We start from the raw sequence: 18,956 nt of genomic DNA on the forward strand, positions 1-18,956 counted from the left end.
TTCGACCCGACACAGGAGACAACAAGTGAACAAGCTTCGAACCATTTCTTTTGCAGTGACCGCCCTGCTCGCCTCGGCCGGCGCCTTTGCAGACACCTACCCCTCGCGCCCGATCACGCTGGTGGTCGGTTTCCCCGCTGGTGGCGGCGCCGACACGGTGGCACGCATCGTGAGCGACAAGCTCGCCAAGATCCTCGGGCAGCCCATCGTCATCGACAACAAGCCCGGCGCGGGCACCACCATCGCATCGGACCAGGTCGCGCGCGCGGCGCCCGACGGCTACACGCTGCTGCTGGGCAGCGGCAATCTCTACGGCAGCGACAAGCTGCTCTACAAGGCCGTGAAGTACGACGGGGCGAAGAGCTTCGTGCCGATCTCGCGCTGGAGCTCCGCGCCGATGCTGCTCGCGGTCAACAAGGACGTGAGCGCGAAGACCGTGCAGGCGCTGATCGCCGAAGCGCGGCAGAACCCCGGCAAGCTCGCGTATTCGTCGTCGGGCACCGGCGTGGTGACGCACCTGGCGGGCCTGTCGTTCGAAAAAGCGGCCGGCGTAACCATGCTCCACGTGCCGTACAAGGGCGGCGCCCCCTCGATCCAGGCGGTTGCCGCCGGCGACGTGCAACTGACCTTCGGCACGCCGCCCTCGGTGCTGCCGATGGCGCAGGGCCAGAAGCTGCGCGTGCTGGCCGTCACCTCGGGCCAGCGCTCGCCGCTCTTTCCCGATGTGCCGAGCGTCGCCGAGGCCGGTGTGAAGGGTTACGACTACACCTTCTGGTTCGGCCTCTTCGCACCCGCGGGCCTGCCGCCTGAGATGGCGCAGAAGCTCTTCGATGCGAGCGTGGCGGCGCTCAACGATCCCGACGTGAAGGCGCGGCTGGAGAAGTCGGGCAACGAGTCGGCGCCCTCGAAGTCGCTCGCCGAATTCCGCACCTGGGCACTGGCCGAAGGCGCGAAGGCGAAGGAACTCACCGAGCGCTCCGGCGCGACCGTCGAATGACGCCGGGCACATCTCAAGGCACACCGCGGGGCGGCCCGTTGCAGGGCTTCACCGTCGTCGACCTGACGCGCGTGCTCGCGGGCCCCTACTGCACGCTGCTGCTCGCCGACCTGGGCGCGCGCGTCATCAAGGTGGAGCAGCCCGGCCTCGGCGACGACGCGCGGCAGATCGGCCCGTTCGTGGAGGGCGACTCGGCCTATTTCATGTCGGTCAACCGCAACAAGGAGTCGATCGCGCTGGATCTGAAGGCACCGGCCGACCGAGCTATCTTCGAACGGCTGCTGGCCACGGCCGACGTGCTGGTCGAGAACTTCCGGCCCGGCACGATGGAGAAGCTGGGCTATGACTGGCCCACGCTGCACGCGCGCTTTCCGAAACTCGTGTTCACCTCGGTCTCGGGCTTCGGCCAGACGGGCCCGTACAGCAGGCGCCCCGCCTACGACATGGTGGTGCAGGCGATGGGCGGCATCATGAGCCTGACCGGCCACCCGGGCGCGCCGCCGACGCGGGTGGGCGTGTCGATCGGCGACCTGGGTGCCGGCCTCTACGCGGCCATCGGCACGCAGGCCGCGCTGCTGCAGCGCGGGCGCACCGGCCTCGGCGATCGCGTGGACGTGGCGATGCTCGACTGCCAGGTCGCGCTGCTCGAGAACGCGATCTCGCGCATGGAAGCCGACGGGCGCACGCCCGGTCCGATCGGCTCGCGGCACCCGTCGATCACGCCGTTCGACGTGTTCCGCGCGGCGGACGGCTGGTTCGTGATCGCGGCAGGCAACGACGCGCTGTTCCAGCGCCTGTGCGCCGCGCTCGAACTGCCGGCGCTGCTGGACGATGCGCGCTTTGCCACCAACCCCGCGCGCTGCCAGCATCACGAAGCGCTGAAGCAGTTGCTGGAGCAGCGCCTGGCCTCAGCGCCTTGCGCCCATTGGCAGGCACTCCTGATGGCGCACAACATCCCGACCGGCGAGTACAACGACATCGCCGCGGTGGTGAAAGACCCGCAGGTGCAGGCGCGCGAGATGCTGGTGCAGGTGAAGACGCAGGGCGGCCGGTCGCTCACCGTCGCGGGGAATCCGGTGCATGTGGGCGCGCACCGCACGCAGGTGCTGCGGCAGCCGCCGCGGCTGGACCAGGACCGGGATGCGATCCTGGCGGGGCTGGCGCAGGACTAGGTTCGGGCACCGGGCCGGGTGCAAAATCCGCGCATGCAAAGCCTCCGCCCCCGCTTCCGACTTCTGGTTCTTGCGCTGCTCGGCGCCATGCTGTCGAGCGGCTGCGCCGTGGTCACCGTCGCAGGCACCGCCGTGAGCGTGGGCGCCAGTGCAGTCGGCCTAGCCGCGGACGCGGCCATCGGCACCGCGCGCATCACCGGCAAGGCCGTGGGCGCGGCGGCCGACGCGGTCATTCCGGACAGTAAGTAAGGAACTGGAACTCAGCGCGGCAGGCCCAGCCGCGCGACGTGCGCGGGCGTGTGCTGCGCCTTTTCCTTGCGGACGAACGCCGAGCGCAAGGCCGCGTGCGGCTCGCTCCGGTCGAAGAAATTGCGGCGCATGTGCGTCAGTTCTTCATCGCGGTACTGCTGCAGCGGCTTCACCGATTCGTCTTCCGCGCGCTTGGCCTGTTTCTTCGCGATGCGGGCAGCCAGATCGGGCGAGGCCGCGAGCTGCGTCGCCAGCCGCATCACTTCATCACCCAGCTCTTCCGGCGCGGCCTGCAGCACGCGCTCGGCCATGCCGAGCTCGACCGCGCGCTTGGCGCTCACCGGCAGCGCCGACTGCGTGAGCCGCTCGGCCTCGCTGTCGCCCACGCGGCGCGGCAGCGTGTAGGTCCAGTACTCGGAACCGTAGAGGCCCATGAGCTTGTAGTGCGGGTTGAGGATGGCGCCGTCCCTGCACCACACCTCGTCGGCCGCGAGCGCGAGCATCACGCCGCCGGCCGCGGCATTGCCGCCGAGCGCCGCGACGGTGAGCCGGTCGGTGGTGGTGATCACCGCCTCGACCATGTCGTTCATCGCGTGGATGTTGGCCCACGACTCCTCGGCCGGATCGGGCGCGGCCTCGATCACGTTGAGGTGGATGCCATTGGAGAAAAAGTCGCGCAATCCGCCGAGCACGAGCACCGACGTCGGCCGGCTGCAGGCGAAGCGATAGGCCTCCAGCAAACGGCGGCATTGCACGCTGCTCATCGCGCCGCCGGGGAACGAGAAGTTCAGCACGCCCACCGCGCCATGCGCGCCGTGCTCGCTGTAGCGCATGTCGGTCCAGGTGCGGCGGCTGACTGGCAGCTGCAGCGGCGCGGGCACTTCAGGCAGGCCGGCGGGGAGCAGGTCGCCGAGCGCATCGGCGGCCGGCAGCTTGAAGCTGGCGAGCCCCGAGCCGGGTGCGCGCCAAGGGCGCAGTTGCGCGATCCAGACCGCGCCGTCCGTGGTGGCGCGGCAGACGGCGCCGGCGCGGGTGGCGATCAGCTCGCCGGGCGTGCCACGCAGTTCGTCTTCGGGGTAGGCGCCGTGCAAGTACCACTGCGCGCCGAGCAGTTCGTCGAGCACGCCGGGCTGCGAATCGGCGGCGCGCAACTGGCGCAGCACCGACTCGGTCGTCTCCGTGGTCCAGTCGATGCGGCGCTCGGCCTGCTTCAAAAACGGACGCCAACCCGCCGCGAGATCGGCCGCCTTCTGCCGCTTCGGCTTGTACGTGCCCGAGGCGAAGCGCTCGACCGCGAGCAGCACCGCGTCGATGGCCGCATCGGCCACCTCGCCGCGGTAGAGATCGCTCTTGCCGGCCAATGGCGGCACCTTCAGCGGCGACCAGGCCCAGACATCGCCCGCGTCCATCTCGGCGACGGCCGCGAGCACGGTGACGCCCCAGCTTTCGGCACCGTCCCGCAGCGTCCAGTCGAGCGAGGACGGGCCGCGGTCGCCCGGCGGGCCGGGGTGGACGATCAGGCAGGTGTGGGCGCGCCAGATGTCCTCGGGGATCGCGCTGGTCAGCATCGGCGCCACGATGAGCTGGGGCGCATGCGTGCGGACCGCGTCGCGCAAGGCGTCGTCGTTGCCCAGGGCCAGTTCCACGCCGACGGTGTGGCCGCGGTCCTGGAGCTCTGCAAGAACCCTCTGCGTCAGGCTGTTGAACGCGCTTGCGACAAGCAGGATGTGCATGGGCCCGGCTCCCTCTGTAATGTCAGTTTCAAAATGTCAATTAATGTGAAAACTGTATCTTCATCCTTCGTTTTGGATAAGTTGATCGAAAGTACGCATGCAGGCCGACGGCCCTGCCGGCGAGGCACGCAGGCCACAATCGGCCACCCATGCCCTCCCCGCTGAACCTCACCCGCTTTCGCCCACGCCTGCTGGACGCGATGGTGGACTACAGCCGGGAGCGTTTCTTCAAGGACCTGGGCGCGGGCGCGACGGTCGGCATCGTGGCGCTGCCACTGGCCATGGCCTTCGCCATCGCCTCGGGGCTCAAGCCCGAGGCCGGCATCTGGACGGCGATCATCGCGGGCTTCCTGATCTCGCTCCTGGGCGGCTCGGCGGTGCAGATCGGCGGGCCGGCCGGCGCCTTCATCGTGATCGTCTACGGCATCGTCGAGCGCTACGGGGTGGCGAACCTGCTGATCGCGACGGCCTGCGCCGGCGTGCTCCTGTTCGCGGCGGGACTCTTCGGACTCGGGCGGCTGGTGCGCTTCGTGCCGCTGTCGATCGTGGTGGGGTTCACCAACGGCATCGCGGTGCTGATCCTGCTGTCGCAACTGAAAGACCTGCTCGGGCTCTCGGTCGAGAAGATGCCGGCCGACGTGTTCTCGCAGCTGCATGCGATGGCGCTGCGGATCGGCACCTTCAACCCGTATGCCTTCGCGCTCGGCGTGGCCTGCGTGGCTGGGTTGGTGCTGTGGCGGCGGCTGCCTCGCATGACGGCCCCCCTGACGCTGCAGCGCGCGGTGCAGATGGGCACGCGCGTGCCGGGGCCGATCGTCGCGCTCGTCACGCTCACGCTGGTGTCATGGGGCTTCGCGCTGCCGGTGGAGACCATCGGCACGCGCTTCGGCGGCATTCCCGAAGGCGTGCCCAGCTTTGCGCTGCCCGACTTCTCCTGGGAGACGGTCAAGCAACTGGTCACACCGACGCTGACCATCGCGCTGCTTGGCGCCATCGAGTCGCTGCTGTGCGCGCGCGTAGCCGACCAAGTCAGCGGCCAGCCGCGCCACGACCCGAACCAGGAGCTGATGGCGCAGGGCATCGCGAACATCGTCACGCCCTTCTTCGGCGGCATGCCGGCCACCGGCACCATCGCGCGCACCGTGACGAACATCCGCTCGGGCGGCAGCTCGCCGGTCGCGGGCATCGTGCATGCGGTGACGCTGATGGCCGTGGTGTTGCTGGCCGCGCCGCTCGCGCGCCATGTGCCGCTCGCGGTGCTGGCGGGCATCCTGGTGTTCGTCGGCTTGAACATGGGCGAATGGCGCGAGTTCACGCCGGGCCAGCTGCGGCACTTCAGCCGTCACTACCGGCTGCTGATGCTCGGCACTTTTTTCCTCACCGTGGTGTTCGACCTCACGGTGGCGGTGCAGGTGGGCATCGTGCTGGCGTGCGCGCTTTTCATCCGTCGCATGAGCGGGCTCTTCAGCGTCGAGCTCGAGACGCTGCAGCCGCCAGTGCTCACCTACCGCATCTACGGCGCGCTGTTCTTCGGTGCAGCGGCCAAGCTCGACGAGGCGGTGAATGCGGCCGAGCGCGCGCCGCGCGGCATGACGGTGGTGCTCGACGCCACGCACCTCATCTACCTCGACGCCACCGGCGTCGATGCGCTGCGCCAGTTGCACAAGGCGGTGCTGGCGCGCGACGGGGTGCTGCGGCTCGAGTCTTTACAGCCGCAACCGCGCGAAGTGATCGAGCGTTCGGGTTTTGCGGAAGAGTTGGCGGCCGGTCGGCCGCATGCAACCGAAGGCTAGTTGGCTTCGGTCGCCCGGTCGGGCGACGAGCCGCTGCGCACCACGCGCTGGTCATCGTTCAGCGTCGCGGTGAACACCATCGGCGAATTCGGCGGCTGCACCCAGCGCCATTCCCATTCGGTCTCGCGCTTGAGCGCATAGGGCGTGACCTTGGCGGGCTTGCCGAGCAGCTTGCGAAGGTCTTCCATCATCATCCCGGGCTGCACCCTGGCGAAGTTCTGGGGCGTGAGCACCTGGCGCAGCGCGCTCATCTTGCCGTCGCGGCCGATGGTGATCATGTAGTTCTTCTGGCCCTGGGGCTGGCGGTTGTATTCGAAGACACGGCCGCCGTCCGGGGCGTCCCAGATGTTCTCGGGCTGGCCGAATTTGGTGCGCACATCGGCTTCCGTCGCGACGCCTTCTTCCAGTTCGGCGATGCGCTGGTTGTCGCAGCCCACCAACCCGATCACCGCCGCCAGCAACACCGTTGCCATGCCGATCTGCCACTGTTGCCGATGTCCCATGCCGTCCCCGGTAAAATTCAGGCTACAAAGGTCCAGTCTATGTCCATCTTCCGCCGCCCCCACTACTCTTCCGAGATCACCAATTTCATCGAGGAGATGAAAGAAAAGAAGCCGACGCTGGAAGCCGAACAGCGCGCCGGCCGCGCCCTCCTCTGGGACAAGAACCTCGACCGCGGCCTGCTCGAGGAGTACAGCGAAGCCCGCGTGCCGATGCAGCCGTACGTCTACCAGACCCAATCCAAGTAAATGGTGCCAGTTCGGCATCCAGCCCTCGTCCGCATTGCGCCGATAGCTATTGAATTGATAGCATTCGCCCGATGAGAAGAGACGAGGACAACGACACGCCGGTGATGGCCATGCCCGAGGTGGTCGACCAGGTCGCGCTCGCCAGGCTCTATGGCGAGCCGCTGTTCGCGATGCCGAAAGACCTGTACATCCCGCCCGAGGCGCTGCAGGTCTTTCTCGAAGCCTTCGAAGGTCCGCTGGACCTGCTGCTTTACCTGATCAGGAAGCAGAACTTCAACATCCTCGACATCCCGATGGCGGGCCTGACGCGGCAGTACCTGAGCTACGTCGACGAGATCCGCCAGACGAATCTCGAACTCGCGGCCGAGTATTTGCTGATGGCCGCGATGCTGATCGAGATCAAGTCGCGCATGCTGCTGCCGCCCAAGAAGGTGGCGGAGGGCGAAGAGGCCGAAGACCCGCGCGCCGAGCTCGTGCGCCGCCTGCTCGAGTACGAGCAGACCAAACTGCAGGCGGCAGCCATCAGCGCGATGCCGACTTACGGGCGCGACTTCTGGAAGGGGCAGGTCTACATCGAGCAGTCGCTCAAGCCGCGCTTTCCCGACGTGAACGTGATTGACCTCCGCGATGCGTGGGCCGACATCATGAAGCGCGCCAAGCTCGTGCAGCACCACAAGATCTCGCGCGAAGAACTCAACGTGCGCGAGCACATGAGCATCATCCTGCGCCACCTGCAGGGCCAGCGCTTCGTGGAATTCGAGAAACTCTTCGACGTGTCGCGCGGTACGCCCGTGCTGATCGTCACCTTCATCGCGATGCTGGAGCTCGCGAAGGAAACGCTGATCGACATCACGCAGGCGGAAGCCTTCGCGCCGATCTACGTGCGCCTGGCGTACTCGCCGGCCTGACCCCACCACCGAGAATTCCGCCGTGCTCGATTTCGACGTCCTCATCGTCGGCAGCGGCCTCGCCGGCCTCTCCGCCGCGCTGCACCTGGCGCCCACGCACCGCGTGGCCGTGCTCACCAAGCGCGCGCTGAACGATGGCTCCAGCGCCTGGGCGCAGGGCGGCATCGCGGCGGTGCTGGCCGCGGGCGACAGCTTCGATGCGCATGTGGAAGACACGCTCGTCGCCGGCGCCGGCCTCTGCGACCCCGAGGCCACGCGCTTCGTCGTGGAGCATGCACCCGAGGCCATCGGCTGGCTGCGCGAACTGGGCGTGCCGTTCTCGGAAGAAGGCGGCGACTTGCACCTGACACGCGAAGGCGGCCACAGCCAGCGCCGCATCGTGCACGTGACCGACGCCACCGGCGCGGCCGTGCAGCAGGTGCTGATCGAGCGGGTGCGCCGCACGCCGAACATCACGCTCTTCGAACACCACACGCTGGTCGACCTGGTGACCGGCACCAAGCTCGGGCTGAAAGACCCGGCCTGCGTGGGCCTCTACGCGCTGGACGACGCCACCGACGAGGTGCTCGCCTTTCGCGCGCCGCACACCATCCTGGCGACGGGCGGCGCGGGCAAGGTCTACCTGTACACGACCAATCCCGACACGGCCACGGGCGACGGCATTGCCGCCGCGTGGCGCGCGGGTTGCCGGGTGTCGAACATGGAGTTCATCCAGTTCCACCCGACCTGCCTCTACCACCCGCATGCCAAGTCGTTCCTGATCAGCGAGGCGGTGCGCGGCGAAGGTGGCTTGCTGAAGTTGCCCGATGGCACGCGCTTCATGCCCAAACACGACGAGCGCGCCGAACTCGCGCCGCGCGACGTGGTGGCCCGCGCCATCGACTTCGAGATGAAGAAGCACGGGCTCGATTGCGTGTACCTCGACATCTCGCACCAGCCCGCCGCGTTCCTGAAAGAACACTTTCCCAACATCCTCGCGCGCTGCGCCGAGCTGGGCATCGACATCACGCGCGAGCCGATTCCTGTGGTGCCGGCCGCGCACTACACCTGCGGCGGGGTGCTCAGCGACCTTGCCGGCCGCACCGACGTGCCGGGCCTCTATGCCATCGGCGAGACCGCCTGCACGGGCCTGCACGGCGCCAACCGGCTTGCCAGCAATTCGCTGGTCGAGTGCATGGTGTTCGCGCGCGCCGCGGCGAGCGCCATCGCCGGTGCGCCCGCGCACGACAGCGCCGAGCTCCCCGCGTGGGACGAAAGCCGCGTCACCGACGCCGACGAGGCCGTCGTCATCTCGCACAACTGGGACGAGCTGCGCCGCTTCATGTGGGACTACGTGGGCATCGTGCGCACCAACAAGCGGCTGGAGCGCGCGAGCCATCGCATCGCGCTGCTGCAGGCCGAGATCCAGGAGTTCTATGCGAACTTCCACGTCACGCGCGACCTGCTGGAGCTGCGCAACCTGGTCCAGGTGGCCGAGCTGATCGTGCGATCGGCCCAGGCCCGCCACGAGAGCCGCGGGCTGCATTTCAGCCGCGACTATCCTTCGCTCGCAGAGCCGACGGCCCCCACCGTGCTGGTGCCGTCGACGGACTGACGACCCACCCGTTTCGCGTTTGTCTTCACTCAAGGATGCCCGGCCACCGACGCCCGCAGGGAGAAACCCAACCATGTCGAACACCACCACCCCATCGCCAGAAACCACGCCAGCTTCCCCCTACGGGACGCTGCCCCCCGCCTCGACGCCCGCCTCGCGCAAGCCCGTGAGCCTGCCGCGCTTGGCCGACATGCACGCGCGCGGCGAAAAGATCTCGATGCTCACCGCCTACGACGCCACCTTCGCGGCCATGGCCGATGCAGCGGGCGTCGATTGCCTTCTGGTTGGCGATTCGCTCGGCATGGTCTGCCAGGGCCTGAACAGCACCGTCGGCGTGAGCCTGGAGACCATGCGCTATCACACCGACAGCGTCTCGCGGGGCCTGCGCCGCGTGCAGGGCACGGCCTGGCTGATTGCCGACCTGCCCTTCGGCAGCTACCAGGAATCGCGCGAGCAGGCGCTGCGCAGCGCGACGGTGCTGATGCAGGCGGGCGCGCACATGGTCAAGCTCGAAGGCGGCGGCTGGACGACCGAGACGGTGCGCTTCCTAGTCGAGCGCGGCATCCCGGTGTGCGCGCACCTGGGCCTCACGCCGCAGACCGTGCATGCGCTCGGCGGCTACCGCGTGCAGGGCAAGGGCGATGCGGGCGCGCTGCTGAAACAGCACGCGCATGCGCTGCAGGACGCGGGTGCCACGATGCTGGTGCTCGAGATGGTGCCGGCCGCGCTGGCCGCCGAGCTCACCACCGAGCTGAAACACTGCGCCACCATCGGCATCGGTGCGGGCAAGGCCACCGCCGGCCAGGTGCTGGTGTTGCACGACATGCTGGGCATCAACCTCGGGAAGATGCCGAAGTTCGTGCGCAACTTCATGGCCGACGCGCCGGGCGTGCTGCCCGCGCTCAAGGCCTACGTGCAGGCCGTCAAGGACGGCAGCTTTCCCGACGATCAACTCCACGCCTGGTAAAGAAAAAAGGGACCGACTCCATGTACATCGCACACACCATCGCCGAGCTGCGCGACCATCTCTCGGCTTTCAAGCGCCCCGCCTTCGTCCCCACCATGGGCAACCTGCACGATGGCCACATCGCGCTGGTCACGCAGGTCAAGCCGCTGGGCGACGTGACGGTGGCGAGCATCTTCGTCAACCGCCTGCAGTTCCTGCCGCACGAGGACTTCGACACCTACCCGCGCACCTGGGAGAGCGATTGCGCCAAGCTGCGCGACGCCGGCTGCGACGTGCTGTTCGCGCCCGATGAGAAGGCGCTCTACCCCGAGCCGCAGACCTCCAAGGTGCACCCCGATCCGGCGCTCGCGGACATCCTCGAAGGGCACTTCCGCCCCGGTTTCTTCATCGGCGTGTGCACCGTGGTGATGAAGCTCTTCACCTGCGTGCAGCCGCGCGTGGCGGTGTTCGGCAAGAAGGACTACCAGCAGCTGATGATGATCCGCCACATGGTGCGGCAGTTTGCGCTGCCCATCGAGATCGTGGGCAGCGAGACCTTCCGCGCCGACGACGGGCTCGCGCTCTCGTCGCGCAATGGCTACCTGAGCGAGACCGAGCGTGCGGAGGCGGTGCAGCTGTCGAAGGCGCTGAAGGCGATGGCGGCGGCGGTGCAATCGGGCGAGCGCGATCTGGCCGCGATCGAAGCGCGGGCCATGCAGACGCTGACAGAGCGCGGCTGGCAGCCGGACTATCTCGTGCTGCGCCGCCGCGCCGACCTGCAGGCGCCGTCTGCTGGCGAACCGCTCGTGGCGCTCGCCGCGGCGCGCCTCGGCAGCACCCGCCTGATCGACAACCTCGAAATCGACGTGCCCGCGCCATGACCTACAGCGTCAAGGAAATCTTCTACACGCTGCAAGGCGAAGGCGGCCAGGCGGGCATGCCGGCCGTGTTCTGCCGCTTTGCCGGGTGCAACCTCTGGACGGGCCGCGAGGAAGACCGCGCCAGTGCCGTCTGCCGTTTCTGCGACACCGATTTCGTCGGCACCGACGGCACGCTGGGCGGCAAGTTCAAGACCGCCGACCAGCTCGCCGACACCATCGCCGCGCAGTGGCCTGCCAACGATGCCGAGCACCGGCTGGTGGTGCTCACCGGTGGCGAGCCACTCTTGCAGGTGGATGCCGCGCTGGTCGATGCGCTGCATGCGCGGCGCTTCCGCATCGCGGTCGAGAGCAACGGCACGGTCGCCGCGCCCGAAGGCATCGACTGGCTCTGCATCAGCCCCAAGGCCGGCGCGCCGTGGGTGCAGCAGCGCGGTCAGGAACTGAAGCTGGTGTGGCCGCAGACCGCGTTCGACCTCGACACGATGGCGCGCACCGGGGAATTTACGCACCGCTTTCTGCAACCCATGGATGGCCCCGACCGCCTGGCCAACACCGAACTCTGCATCGCCGAATGCATGCGCCAACCAGCGTGGCGCCTGAGCGTGCAGACCCACAAGATCACCGGCATTCGATAGCCGCTCGCCCTTTTCTTTTATGCGCTTCACCATCAGTCAACGCTTTTTCTTCGACGCCGCCCACACGCTCAAACGCGATATCGAGGTGGAAGGCAGCCGCCGTATCCACGGCCATACGTACCACGCCGAAGTCTGGCTCACGGGCGAGCGCGATGCCGTCACGGGCATGGTCATCGACCTGGGGTTGCTGAGGCGGCGGCTCGACGACGTGCGCGAACTGCTCGACCATCACCTGCTGGACGATGTGGCGGGGCTGCACCCGCCGACGCTGGAAAACCTCTGCCTGTTCATTGCGGATGCGCTGCCGGAATTCCGGGCCTCGCTCGCGCGCGTTCGCGTGTGGCGCGAGGCGCTGGGCGATTCCTGCACGCTGGAGTTTTAGGATTTCCTCCCTCCCCTTTCGGGGGAGGGCTGGGGTGGGGGCAAGCGGCGTATCCATCGAGCGCTCTGCCTGCCCCCATCCCAACCTTCCCCCAGCGGGGGAAGGAGCAATACGGGTTCAGGCTGCGCCGATGCCTGCGATCAAGCTGCCGGGCGCCTGGCCATTCTTCAGGCCGGCGGTGAACGCCAGCATGCGGTCGATCGGCAGGCGGGCACGCAGGCCCAGCGTCGGATCGACGTGGATTTCTCCAGCACCCGTTTCCAGCGCATTCGCCAGCTCGACGAGCCCGTTCATCGCCATCCAAGGGCAATGCGCGCAACTCTTGCACGTGCCGCCGTTGCCGGCCGTGGGCGCCTCGATGAAAGTCTTGCCGGGATTCAGCGTGCGCAGCTTGTGCAGCATGCCGGTGTCGGTGGCGACGATGAATTCCTTCGCATCCATGCGCTGCGCGGCGTTCAGGATCGCCGAGGTCGAACCGACCGCATCGGCCAGCGCAATCACGTCGGCCGGCGACTCCGGATGCACCAGCACTTTTGCCGAGGGGTGTTCCTTGATGAGCAGTTCGAGCTCCAGCGCCTTGAACTCGTCGTGCACGATGCAGGCGCCGTTCCAGCTCACCATGTCCGCACCCGTCTGCCGCTGGATATAGTCGCCCAGGTGGCGGTCGGGGCCCCAGAGAATCTTGCGCCCCTCTGCATGCAGCGCGCCCACCACGTCGAGCGCGCAGCTCGAAGTGACCAGCCAGTCGGCGCGCGCCTTCACGGCCGCGCTGGTGTTGGCGTAGACGACCACGGTGCGGTCGGGGTGCTGGTCGCAGAAGGCGCTGAATTCGTCGACCGGGCAGCCCAGGTCGAGCGAGCAGTTCGCATCGAGATCGGGCATCAGCACGCGTTTTTCGGGTGAGAGGATCTTGGAGGTCTCGCCCATGAAGCGCACGCCAGACACCACCAGCGTGGTGGCGGCGTGGTCGCGGCCGAAGCGCGCCATCTCGAGCGAATCGCTCACGATGCCACCGGTTTCCTCGGCCAGGTCCTGCAGGTCGGGATGCACGTAGAAGTGCGACACCATCACCGCATTGCGCTCGCGCAGCAGGCGGCGGATGCGCGCCTTCAGCGCGACGCGCTGGTCCGCCGAGGGCTCGGCGGGCACGCGCGCCCAGGCGTGGCGCGTGTCGCAGACGGCACCGGCCTTCGCGGCGGGTTGCTCGTAGTCGACGTCGATGACCGGGGACGACATGGGCGGATCAGCTTTCCTGGAAACGCATCGAGAAATCGATGGCCTTGACATCCTTGGTCAACGCACCAACCGAGATGCGGTCGACGCCGGTTTCTGCCAAGGCTCGCAGACCGTCGAGTGTGACGCCACCCGATATCTCCAGCACGGCCTTGCGGTCTTCGCCCGCCTCGTCGTTGATGCGGACGGCTTCGCGCAGCGTGGGCAGGTCCATGTTGTCGAGCAGCACCATGCGCGCGCCGGCGCCGAGCGCCTCGCGCAGCTGGTCCAGCGTCTCGACCTCGACCTCGACGAACGCCGCCTGCGAAGCCACCGGCGCCACCGCGCGCAGCGCCGCGGCGACACCGCCGGCGGCGGCGATGTGGTTTTCCTTGATGAGCACCGCGTCGTAGAGGCCGATGCGGTGGTTGAGCCCCCCGCCGGTGCGCACCGCGTACTTCTGCGCGAGGCGCAGGCCGGGTAACGTCTTGCGGGTGTCGACGATGCGCGCGCGCGTGCCTTTGACGGCATCGGCGTACAGCGCCGTCTTGGTGGCGACCGCGCTCAGCAACTGCAGGAAGTTGAGCGAGGTGCGTTCGGCGGTCAGCAGCGCGCGCGCGGCGCCTTCGATTTCCAGCACGGTCTGGTCGGCCGCGCAGCGTTCGCCTTCGGCGCAGAGCCAGGTGATGCGCACCTGCGGGTCGAGCTGCCGCAACGTGGCCTCGACCCAGGGCGCGCCGCACACCACGGCGGCTTCGCGCGCCAGCACACGGGCGCGGGCCTTGCGGGCGGGATCGACCAGCGAGGCGGTGAGGTCGCCGTCGGCAACGTCTTCCTGCAGGGCGCGCGTGGCGTCGGACAGGGCCAGCGCGGCCACGGCCGACGCTGAAAAATCGAAGCGAAGGCTCATGGCTCTTTGTCTCTGCGTTTTTTTAAGAGGATTGACGAGGGGAAGCCGCAGCGCCGGACGGGACCGATTCCGGCACCGGGTCGCGTCCCGTGAGCGCGGCGACCGCGTCCTGGGGACTCACGCGGCCATCGAGCAGCGCGACCACGCCCTCGGCGATGGGCATCTCCAGCCCCAAGCCCCGGGCGCGCTGCACCACGGTGCGCGCGCAGTACACGCCTTCGGCCACGTGGCCCAGCGAATCGACCGCCTGCGCCAGCGTGCGGCCCTGGGCCAGCAGCAGGCCGACCTTGCGGTTGCGCGACAGGTCGCCGGTGGAAGTCAGCACGAGGTCGCCGAGGCCCGACAGGCCCATGAAGGTTTCGGCACGGGCGCCGAGCGCGAGGCCGAAGCGGGTCATTTCGGCCAGGCCGCGCGTGATGAGCGCCGCGCGGGCGTTGAGGCCGAGCGCGAGGCCGTCGCACAGGCCCGTCGCAATGGCGAGCACGTTCTTGACAGCACCGCCGACCTCGACGCCGACGATGTCCTCGTTGGCGTAGACACGCAGCGCCGGTCCGTGGAAGGCGTCGACGAGCGCGTCGCGCACCGCCGCATGCGGGCTGGCGGCGACCAAAGCGGTCGGGCGGCCTTCGGCGACTTCCTGCGCGAAGCTGGGGCCGCTGAGCACACCAGCTATCAAATCGGGAGCGACCTGCGCCCATATCTCGTGGGCGAGCAGGCCGAAAGATGTGGCATCGAGCGCGGGCTCGACGCCCTTGCACAGCCATGCGACCGGTGCGGTGCAGCCGCGCAGCGCGACGAGCTGCCCGCGCAAGGCGGCCATCGGCGTGGCCACGATGACGAGGTCGGCGCCGGCATGCGCCTGGCCGATATCGCCCGCCCGCACGGCGAGCGAGGCCGGCAGCGCCAGCCCCGGCAGGTAGCGGGTGTTCTCGCGCGCCTTCGAAATGGCATCGGCCTGGGCGGCGTCGCGCGCCCAGAGCGTGACCTCGTGGCGAGCGGCCGCGTTGACAGCAACGGCCGTGCCCCAGGCACCGGCGCCATGAACGCAGATCTTCATCGGCGTTGGCGGCGTTGTGCAGGCTTACTGCGCGAGCGTCGACGCAGGCTGGCCGGCGGCCTGTGCCTGCTGCTGCTCGTACATCGCCTGGAAGTTGATTTCGGCCAGGTGCACGGGCGGGAAGCCGCCGCGCTGGATCACGTCGGCCACGTTGCCGCGCAGGTACGGATAGACGATCTGCGGGCAGGCGATGCCCAGGATCGCGCCCATCTGGTCTTCGGGCAGGTTGCGGATCTCGAAGATGCCGGCTTGCTTGGCTTCGACCAGGAACACGGTCTTGTCGCCGATCTTGGTCTGCACGGTGGCCGACACGGTGATCTCGAAGATGCCGTCGGTCACGGGCTGGGCATCCACGCCGAGCTGGATGTCGACGGTGGGTTGCTCCTGCTCCAGCAGGATCGCGGGCGAATTGGGTTGTTCGAGCGACAGGTCCTTGAGGTAGACGCGCTGGATCTGGAAGATGGGATCTTGGGCTTGCTGGTCGGCCATGGCTGAACTTTCGAGGATCAAAACAATGCCCGCCGGGGAGAGGTTCCCGCAGCGGGCTGCAGATGGATGAGCAGGCGATTATCGCCCGGTCACAAGACGGTTCCGGCTACGCTGTGTTTCAGGCGGCCTGGAGCAGCGGAACGAGGCCGCCGCGGCTGTCCAGGGCCATCAGATCGTCGCAACCGCCCACGTGGGTGTCGCCAATGAAGATCTGCGGCACCGTGCGGCGCTGGGTGATCTCCATCATGGTGTTGCGGGCCTCGGGGTCGCTGTCGATGCGGATCTCTTCGATCTGCTCGACGCCCTTGGACTTGAGGATTTGCTTCGCACGCGTGCAGTAGGGGCAAACGGCGGTGGTGTACATCTTGACTGCTTGCATACGCTGTATCTCGGGGGGGTTTCAGGCCTTTTCAACGGGCAGATTAGCGTCTTTCCAGGCCTTGAGCCCGCCGGCGACCGCTTGGGCCTGCTCGTAGCCGAGCTTCTTGGCCATGGCCACGGCGCGCTGGGCGCGGGCGCCGGTGGCGCACACCAGCAGGAGCGGCACGTTCTTGTTCTTGACCGTGCTGGCCAGCTTCTCGTCGAGCTGGTTCAGGGGCACGTTCTTGGCGCCGATCATGTGGCCGGTGGCAAATTCTTCGGGTTCGCGCACATCGACCAGCACGGCGCGTTCGCGGTTGATGAGCTGCACGGCGCCCTGGGCCGTGAGCGTTCCGCCGCCAGAACCCCGGATCAGCGGCCAGGCCAGCATGCCGCCCGAGCTGAGTGCGATCAGGATCAGCATCCAGTTCGCGGTGACGAATTCGATCAATTTCACGGGGGGTTCCTTGGATGGCAAACCCGGGATTTTAGAATGCTGGTTTTCCCAAGCGCATCCAAAGGCCTCCGACATGCACAAACTGGTACTGATCCGCCACGGCGAATCGACCTGGAATCTCGAAAACCGCTTCACCGGTTGGACCGACGTCGACCTGACCGAGACCGGCGTGGAACAGGCCAAGCAGGCCGGCCGGCTGCTCAAGGCCGAGGGTTACGACTTCGACGTGGCCTACACCAGCGTCTTGAAGCGCGCCACGCGCACGCTCTGGCACACGTTGGACGAACTCGACCGCACCTGGCTGCCGGTGGTGCATTCCTGGCGCCTGAACGAGCGCCACTACGGCGGCCTGCAGGGTCTGAACAAGGCCGAAACCGCCAAGAAGTACGGCGACGAGCAGGTGCTGGTCTGGCGCCGCAGCTACAACACCCCGCCGCCGCCGTTGGAAGCGGACGACCCGCGCAGCGAACGCAGCGACGTGCGCTACGCCAAGCTCTCGCCCGAGCAGATCCCCCTGACCGAATGCCTCAAGGACACGGTCGCGCGCGTGCTGCCGTTCTGGAACGAATCGATGGCGCCGGCCATCCGCACCGGGCGCCGCCTGGTCGTGGCCGCCCACGGCAATTCGATCCGGGCGCTGGTGAAGTACCTGGACGGCATCTCGGACGACGCCATCGTCGGGCTGAACATCCCGAATGGCATTCCGCTGGTCTACGAACTGGACGACGACCTGAAGCCCCTGCGCCACTACTACCTCGGCGACGCCGCCGCTGCCGAAAAGGCCGCCGCCGCGGTGGCTTCGCAAGGCAAGGGCTGAAAAGAAAACCCCCGCGTGCCGGTCCCCCCGTGGAACCCCGGCAAACAAATTGCTTCCAAGCTGTGTATATTGGTTCGACAGCCGCCGACAAGGACAACCACTCATGATGGGCCAGAAACTGAAGATCACCGGCTGGGTCGCCGCCGGCGCCGTAGCTGGCGTCCTGACCACCGTCTCCTTGCAGACGGTCGCACGCGGATCGCTTGCGCCGCTCCCGCTCGAGGAATTGCAGCAGCTCGCTGCCGTGTTCGGCATGGTCAAGAGTGACTATGTCGAGCCGGTCGACGAGAAGAAGCTCATTTCCGACGCCATTTCCGGCATGGTCGCCGGGCTCGACCCGCATTCCCAGTACTTCGACAAGAAGTCCTTCAAGGAATTCAGGGAAGGCACGACCGGCCGCTTCGTCGGCGTCGGCATCGAGATTTCCCAGGAAGACGGGCTCATCAAGGTGGTCTCGCCCATCGAAGGCTCGCCGGCCTTCCGTGCGGGCTTGAAGCCCAACGACCTGATCACCAAGATCGACGACACGGCCGTGCGGGGCCTCTCGCTCAACGAAGCCGTCAAGCGCATGCGCGGCGAGGCCAACACCAAGGTGCTGCTCACCATCTTCCGTAAGGACGAGAGCCGCACCTTCCCGGTCACGATCACGCGCGAAGAGATCCGTACCCAGTCGGTGCGCGGCAAGATCATGGAGCCGGGCTACGGCTGGATCCGCCTGTCGCAGTTCCAGGAGCGCACGGTCGACGACTTCGTGAAGAAGGTCGAGGACCTCTACAAGGAAGACCCGAACCTCAAGGGCCTGGTGCTCGACCTGCGCAACGACCCGGGCGGCCTGCTCGACGCGGCCGTGGCGGTCTCCTCGGCCTTCCTGCCCGAGAACGTGACGGTGGTGACCACCGACGGCCAATTGGCCGAGAGCAAGTCGGTCTACAAGGCGGCGCCCGAGTTCTACCAGCGCCGCTCCGGCAGCGACCCGCTGCGCAACCTGCCGGCCGCACTGAAGAACGTGCCGCTGGTGGTGCTGGTGAACGAAGGCTCGGCCTCCGCCAGCGAAATCGTGGCCGGTGCGCTGCAGGACCACAAGCGCGCGATCGTCATGGGCAGCCAGACCTTCGGCAAGGGCTCGGTGCAGACCGTGCGCCCGCTCGGCCCGGACACTGGCCTCAAGATCACCACGGCGCGCTACTACACGCCGAGCGGCACCTCGATCCAGGCCAAGGGCATCGTGCCCAACGTGCTGGTCGACGAGAGCGCCGAGGGCAGCCCGTTCGCCGCCCTGCGCATGCGCGAGGCCGACCTCGAGAAGCACCTGGCCAGCGGCCAGGGCCCCGAGACCAAGGACCCGGAACGCGAAAAGGCCCGCGACGAAGCCCGCAAGCGCCTCGAGGAAGAAGCCAAGAAGCCGCCGCAGGATCGCAAGACGCCCGAGTTCGGCACCGACAAGGACTTCCCGCTGGTGCAGGCGCTCAACCGCCTCAAGGGCCAGCCTGTGCTCGTGAGCAAGACGCAGATCATTGTCGAGAACAAGGACGAGAAGAAGGAAAACTGAAGCCGGTGACCGGGCCGCACGCAATGTGCGGTTCGCACCGGCAACGGCTTCTTCATTCGCGAGGAA

At 67.7% G+C, this 18,956-nt stretch carries 21 protein-coding genes; 13 read left to right on the forward strand and 8 right to left on the reverse strand.

What is annotated here, in order from left to right:
- The first annotated feature begins 25 nt into the window (after positions 1 to 25).
- The 3 genes from NU688_RS15895 to NU688_RS15905 are packed head-to-tail and all read left to right on the forward strand — an operon-like array spanning position 26 to position 2,418.
- Positions 26 to 997: a tripartite tricarboxylate transporter substrate binding protein gene (locus tag NU688_RS15895; RefSeq protein WP_257861662.1), complete on the forward strand. Its 972-nt coding sequence runs from the start codon at positions 26 to 28 to the stop codon at positions 995 to 997.
- Entirely contained in the window at positions 994 to 2,169 is a 1,176-nt protein-coding gene (locus tag NU688_RS15900; RefSeq protein ID WP_257861663.1) for a CaiB/BaiF CoA-transferase family protein, read from the forward strand. Before NU688_RS15895 ends, NU688_RS15900 begins: the two co-directional genes overlap by 4 nt.
- Positions 2,170 to 2,202: 33 nt before the next feature.
- A complete protein-coding gene (locus NU688_RS15905) occupies positions 2,203 to 2,418 on the forward strand; it encodes a hypothetical protein (RefSeq protein ID WP_198785181.1) in 216 nt (71 codons plus the stop codon).
- 11 nt (positions 2,419 to 2,429) lie between these two features.
- Here NU688_RS15905 and NU688_RS15910 read toward each other — a convergent pair whose 3' ends face one another.
- A complete protein-coding gene (locus NU688_RS15910; RefSeq protein WP_257861664.1) occupies positions 2,430 to 4,151 on the reverse strand; it encodes an enoyl-CoA hydratase-related protein in 1,722 nt (573 codons plus the stop codon).
- Positions 4,152 to 4,300: 149 nt separating this feature from the next.
- Here NU688_RS15910 and NU688_RS15915 point away from each other — a divergent pair, with 149 nt between their 5' ends.
- Entirely contained in the window at positions 4,301 to 5,944 is a 1,644-nt protein-coding gene (locus NU688_RS15915) for a SulP family inorganic anion transporter (RefSeq protein ID WP_257861666.1), read from the forward strand.
- On the opposite strand, the gene NU688_RS15920 is transcribed toward NU688_RS15915, so the two are convergent.
- Positions 5,941 to 6,417, reverse strand: coding sequence for an outer membrane protein assembly factor BamE (locus tag NU688_RS15920; protein WP_257861870.1), 477 nt, complete (start codon positions 6,415 to 6,417; stop codon positions 5,941 to 5,943). The genes NU688_RS15915 and NU688_RS15920 overlap by 4 nt on opposite strands.
- Positions 6,418 to 6,486: 69 nt before the next feature.
- Between NU688_RS15920 and NU688_RS15925 the strand changes: the two genes are divergently transcribed.
- The 7 genes from NU688_RS15925 (at position 6,487) to NU688_RS15955 (ending at position 12,039) form a co-directional block, all read left to right on the forward strand.
- Entirely contained in the window at positions 6,487 to 6,693 is a 207-nt protein-coding gene (locus NU688_RS15925) for a DUF3460 family protein (RefSeq protein WP_198785177.1), read from the forward strand.
- Positions 6,694 to 6,764: 71 nt separating this feature from the next.
- On the forward strand, positions 6,765 to 7,601 hold the full coding sequence (locus tag NU688_RS15930) for a ScpA family protein (protein ID WP_257861667.1): 837 nt from the start codon (positions 6,765 to 6,767) through the stop codon (positions 7,599 to 7,601).
- Between the two features lie 22 nt (positions 7,602 to 7,623).
- Positions 7,624 to 9,195, forward strand: coding sequence for an L-aspartate oxidase (gene nadB, locus NU688_RS15935; RefSeq protein WP_257861668.1), 1,572 nt, complete (start codon positions 7,624 to 7,626; stop codon positions 9,193 to 9,195).
- 73 nt (positions 9,196 to 9,268) lie between these two features.
- Complete coding sequence (panB, locus tag NU688_RS15940; RefSeq protein ID WP_257861669.1) at positions 9,269 to 10,162, forward strand: 3-methyl-2-oxobutanoate hydroxymethyltransferase; 894 nt, start codon at positions 9,269 to 9,271, stop codon at positions 10,160 to 10,162.
- 20 nt (positions 10,163 to 10,182) lie between these two features.
- Positions 10,183 to 11,022 carry a pantoate--beta-alanine ligase gene (gene panC, locus NU688_RS15945; RefSeq protein ID WP_257861670.1) on the forward strand — a complete coding sequence of 280 codons (840 nt, stop codon included), beginning with the start codon at positions 10,183 to 10,185 and terminating at the stop codon, positions 11,020 to 11,022.
- The gene (gene queE, locus NU688_RS15950; protein WP_257861671.1) at positions 11,019 to 11,657 is read left to right on the forward strand and encodes a 7-carboxy-7-deazaguanine synthase; all 639 of its coding nucleotides are present in this window, start codon (positions 11,019 to 11,021) and stop codon (positions 11,655 to 11,657) included. Before panC ends, queE begins: the two co-directional genes overlap by 4 nt.
- A 19-nt stretch (positions 11,658 to 11,676) precedes the next feature.
- Complete coding sequence (locus NU688_RS15955) at positions 11,677 to 12,039, forward strand: 6-carboxytetrahydropterin synthase (RefSeq protein WP_257861672.1); 363 nt, start codon at positions 11,677 to 11,679, stop codon at positions 12,037 to 12,039.
- Positions 12,040 to 12,156: 117 nt separating this feature from the next.
- Here NU688_RS15955 and nadA read toward each other — a convergent pair whose 3' ends face one another.
- The 6 genes from nadA to NU688_RS15985 form a co-directional block, all read right to left on the reverse strand.
- Positions 12,157 to 13,275 carry a quinolinate synthase NadA gene (nadA, locus tag NU688_RS15960; RefSeq protein WP_257861673.1) on the reverse strand — a complete coding sequence of 373 codons (1,119 nt, stop codon included), beginning with the start codon at positions 13,273 to 13,275 and terminating at the stop codon, positions 12,157 to 12,159.
- A 7-nt stretch (positions 13,276 to 13,282) separates the two neighbouring features.
- Positions 13,283 to 14,161 (reverse strand): carboxylating nicotinate-nucleotide diphosphorylase, encoded by an 879-nt coding sequence (nadC, locus tag NU688_RS15965; RefSeq protein ID WP_257861674.1) that lies wholly within the window; start codon positions 14,159 to 14,161, stop codon positions 13,283 to 13,285.
- A 22-nt stretch (positions 14,162 to 14,183) separates the two neighbouring features.
- Complete coding sequence (locus tag NU688_RS15970; RefSeq protein WP_257861675.1) at positions 14,184 to 15,218, reverse strand: NAD(P)H-dependent glycerol-3-phosphate dehydrogenase; 1,035 nt, start codon at positions 15,216 to 15,218, stop codon at positions 14,184 to 14,186.
- Between the two features lie 24 nt (positions 15,219 to 15,242).
- Positions 15,243 to 15,707, reverse strand: coding sequence for a protein-export chaperone SecB (gene secB, locus NU688_RS15975; protein WP_206175156.1), 465 nt, complete (start codon positions 15,705 to 15,707; stop codon positions 15,243 to 15,245).
- A 118-nt stretch (positions 15,708 to 15,825) separates the two neighbouring features.
- A complete protein-coding gene (gene grxC / locus NU688_RS15980) occupies positions 15,826 to 16,086 on the reverse strand; it encodes a glutaredoxin 3 (RefSeq protein ID WP_257861676.1) in 261 nt (86 codons plus the stop codon).
- Positions 16,087 to 16,107: 21 nt separating this feature from the next.
- Positions 16,108 to 16,491, reverse strand: coding sequence for a rhodanese-like domain-containing protein (locus tag NU688_RS15985; RefSeq protein ID WP_374684657.1), 384 nt, complete (start codon positions 16,489 to 16,491; stop codon positions 16,108 to 16,110).
- Between the two features lie 106 nt (positions 16,492 to 16,597).
- Between NU688_RS15985 and gpmA the strand changes: the two genes are divergently transcribed.
- Together gpmA and NU688_RS15995 are read left to right on the forward strand one after the other, a co-directional pair.
- On the forward strand, positions 16,598 to 17,341 hold the full coding sequence (gene gpmA / locus NU688_RS15990; protein ID WP_093438150.1) for a 2,3-diphosphoglycerate-dependent phosphoglycerate mutase: 744 nt from the start codon (positions 16,598 to 16,600) through the stop codon (positions 17,339 to 17,341).
- 106 nt (positions 17,342 to 17,447) lie between these two features.
- A complete protein-coding gene (locus tag NU688_RS15995; protein ID WP_206179696.1) occupies positions 17,448 to 18,890 on the forward strand; it encodes a S41 family peptidase in 1,443 nt (480 codons plus the stop codon).
- Positions 18,891 to 18,956 lie beyond the last annotated feature (66 nt).

This window comes from Variovorax sp. ZS18.2.2, assembly GCF_024701975.1.
Taxonomy (GTDB): Bacteria; Pseudomonadota; Gammaproteobacteria; order Burkholderiales; family Burkholderiaceae_C; genus Variovorax.

Excerpts from the sequence above, each read along its gene's own strand:
- NU688_RS15970 (WP_257861675.1), bottom strand. The coding sequence starts at position 15,218 with ATGAAGATCTGCGTTCATGGCGCCGGTGCCTGGGGCACGGCCGTTGCT.
- grxC (WP_257861676.1), bottom strand. The coding sequence starts at position 16,086 with ATGCAAGCAGTCAAGATGTACACCACCGCCGTTTGCCCCTACTGCACG.
- NU688_RS15995 (WP_206179696.1), top strand. The coding sequence starts at position 17,448 with ATGGGCCAGAAACTGAAGATCACCGGCTGGGTCGCCGCCGGCGCCGTA.
- panC (WP_257861670.1), top strand. The coding sequence starts at position 10,183 with ATGTACATCGCACACACCATCGCCGAGCTGCGCGACCATCTCTCGGCT.
- secB (WP_206175156.1), bottom strand. The coding sequence starts at position 15,707 with ATGGCCGACCAGCAAGCCCAAGATCCCATCTTCCAGATCCAGCGCGTC.
- NU688_RS15910 (WP_257861664.1), bottom strand. The coding sequence starts at position 4,151 with ATGCACATCCTGCTTGTCGCAAGCGCGTTCAACAGCCTGACGCAGAGG.
- NU688_RS15900 (WP_257861663.1), top strand. The coding sequence starts at position 994 with ATGACGCCGGGCACATCTCAAGGCACACCGCGGGGCGGCCCGTTGCAG.
- NU688_RS15925 (WP_198785177.1), top strand. The coding sequence starts at position 6,487 with ATGTCCATCTTCCGCCGCCCCCACTACTCTTCCGAGATCACCAATTTC.
- NU688_RS15915 (WP_257861666.1), top strand. The coding sequence starts at position 4,301 with ATGCCCTCCCCGCTGAACCTCACCCGCTTTCGCCCACGCCTGCTGGAC.
- NU688_RS15985 (WP_374684657.1), bottom strand. The coding sequence starts at position 16,491 with ATGCTGATCCTGATCGCACTCAGCTCGGGCGGCATGCTGGCCTGGCCG.
- nadA (WP_257861673.1), bottom strand. The coding sequence starts at position 13,275 with ATGTCGTCCCCGGTCATCGACGTCGACTACGAGCAACCCGCCGCGAAG.
- gpmA (WP_093438150.1), top strand. The coding sequence starts at position 16,598 with ATGCACAAACTGGTACTGATCCGCCACGGCGAATCGACCTGGAATCTC.
- panB (WP_257861669.1), top strand. The coding sequence starts at position 9,269 with ATGTCGAACACCACCACCCCATCGCCAGAAACCACGCCAGCTTCCCCC.
- NU688_RS15905 (WP_198785181.1), top strand. The coding sequence starts at position 2,203 with ATGCAAAGCCTCCGCCCCCGCTTCCGACTTCTGGTTCTTGCGCTGCTC.
- nadC (WP_257861674.1), bottom strand. The coding sequence starts at position 14,161 with ATGAGCCTTCGCTTCGATTTTTCAGCGTCGGCCGTGGCCGCGCTGGCC.
- NU688_RS15955 (WP_257861672.1), top strand. The coding sequence starts at position 11,677 with ATGCGCTTCACCATCAGTCAACGCTTTTTCTTCGACGCCGCCCACACG.
- NU688_RS15930 (WP_257861667.1), top strand. The coding sequence starts at position 6,765 with ATGAGAAGAGACGAGGACAACGACACGCCGGTGATGGCCATGCCCGAG.
- queE (WP_257861671.1), top strand. The coding sequence starts at position 11,019 with ATGACCTACAGCGTCAAGGAAATCTTCTACACGCTGCAAGGCGAAGGC.
- NU688_RS15920 (WP_257861870.1), bottom strand. The coding sequence starts at position 6,417 with ATGGCAACGGTGTTGCTGGCGGCGGTGATCGGGTTGGTGGGCTGCGAC.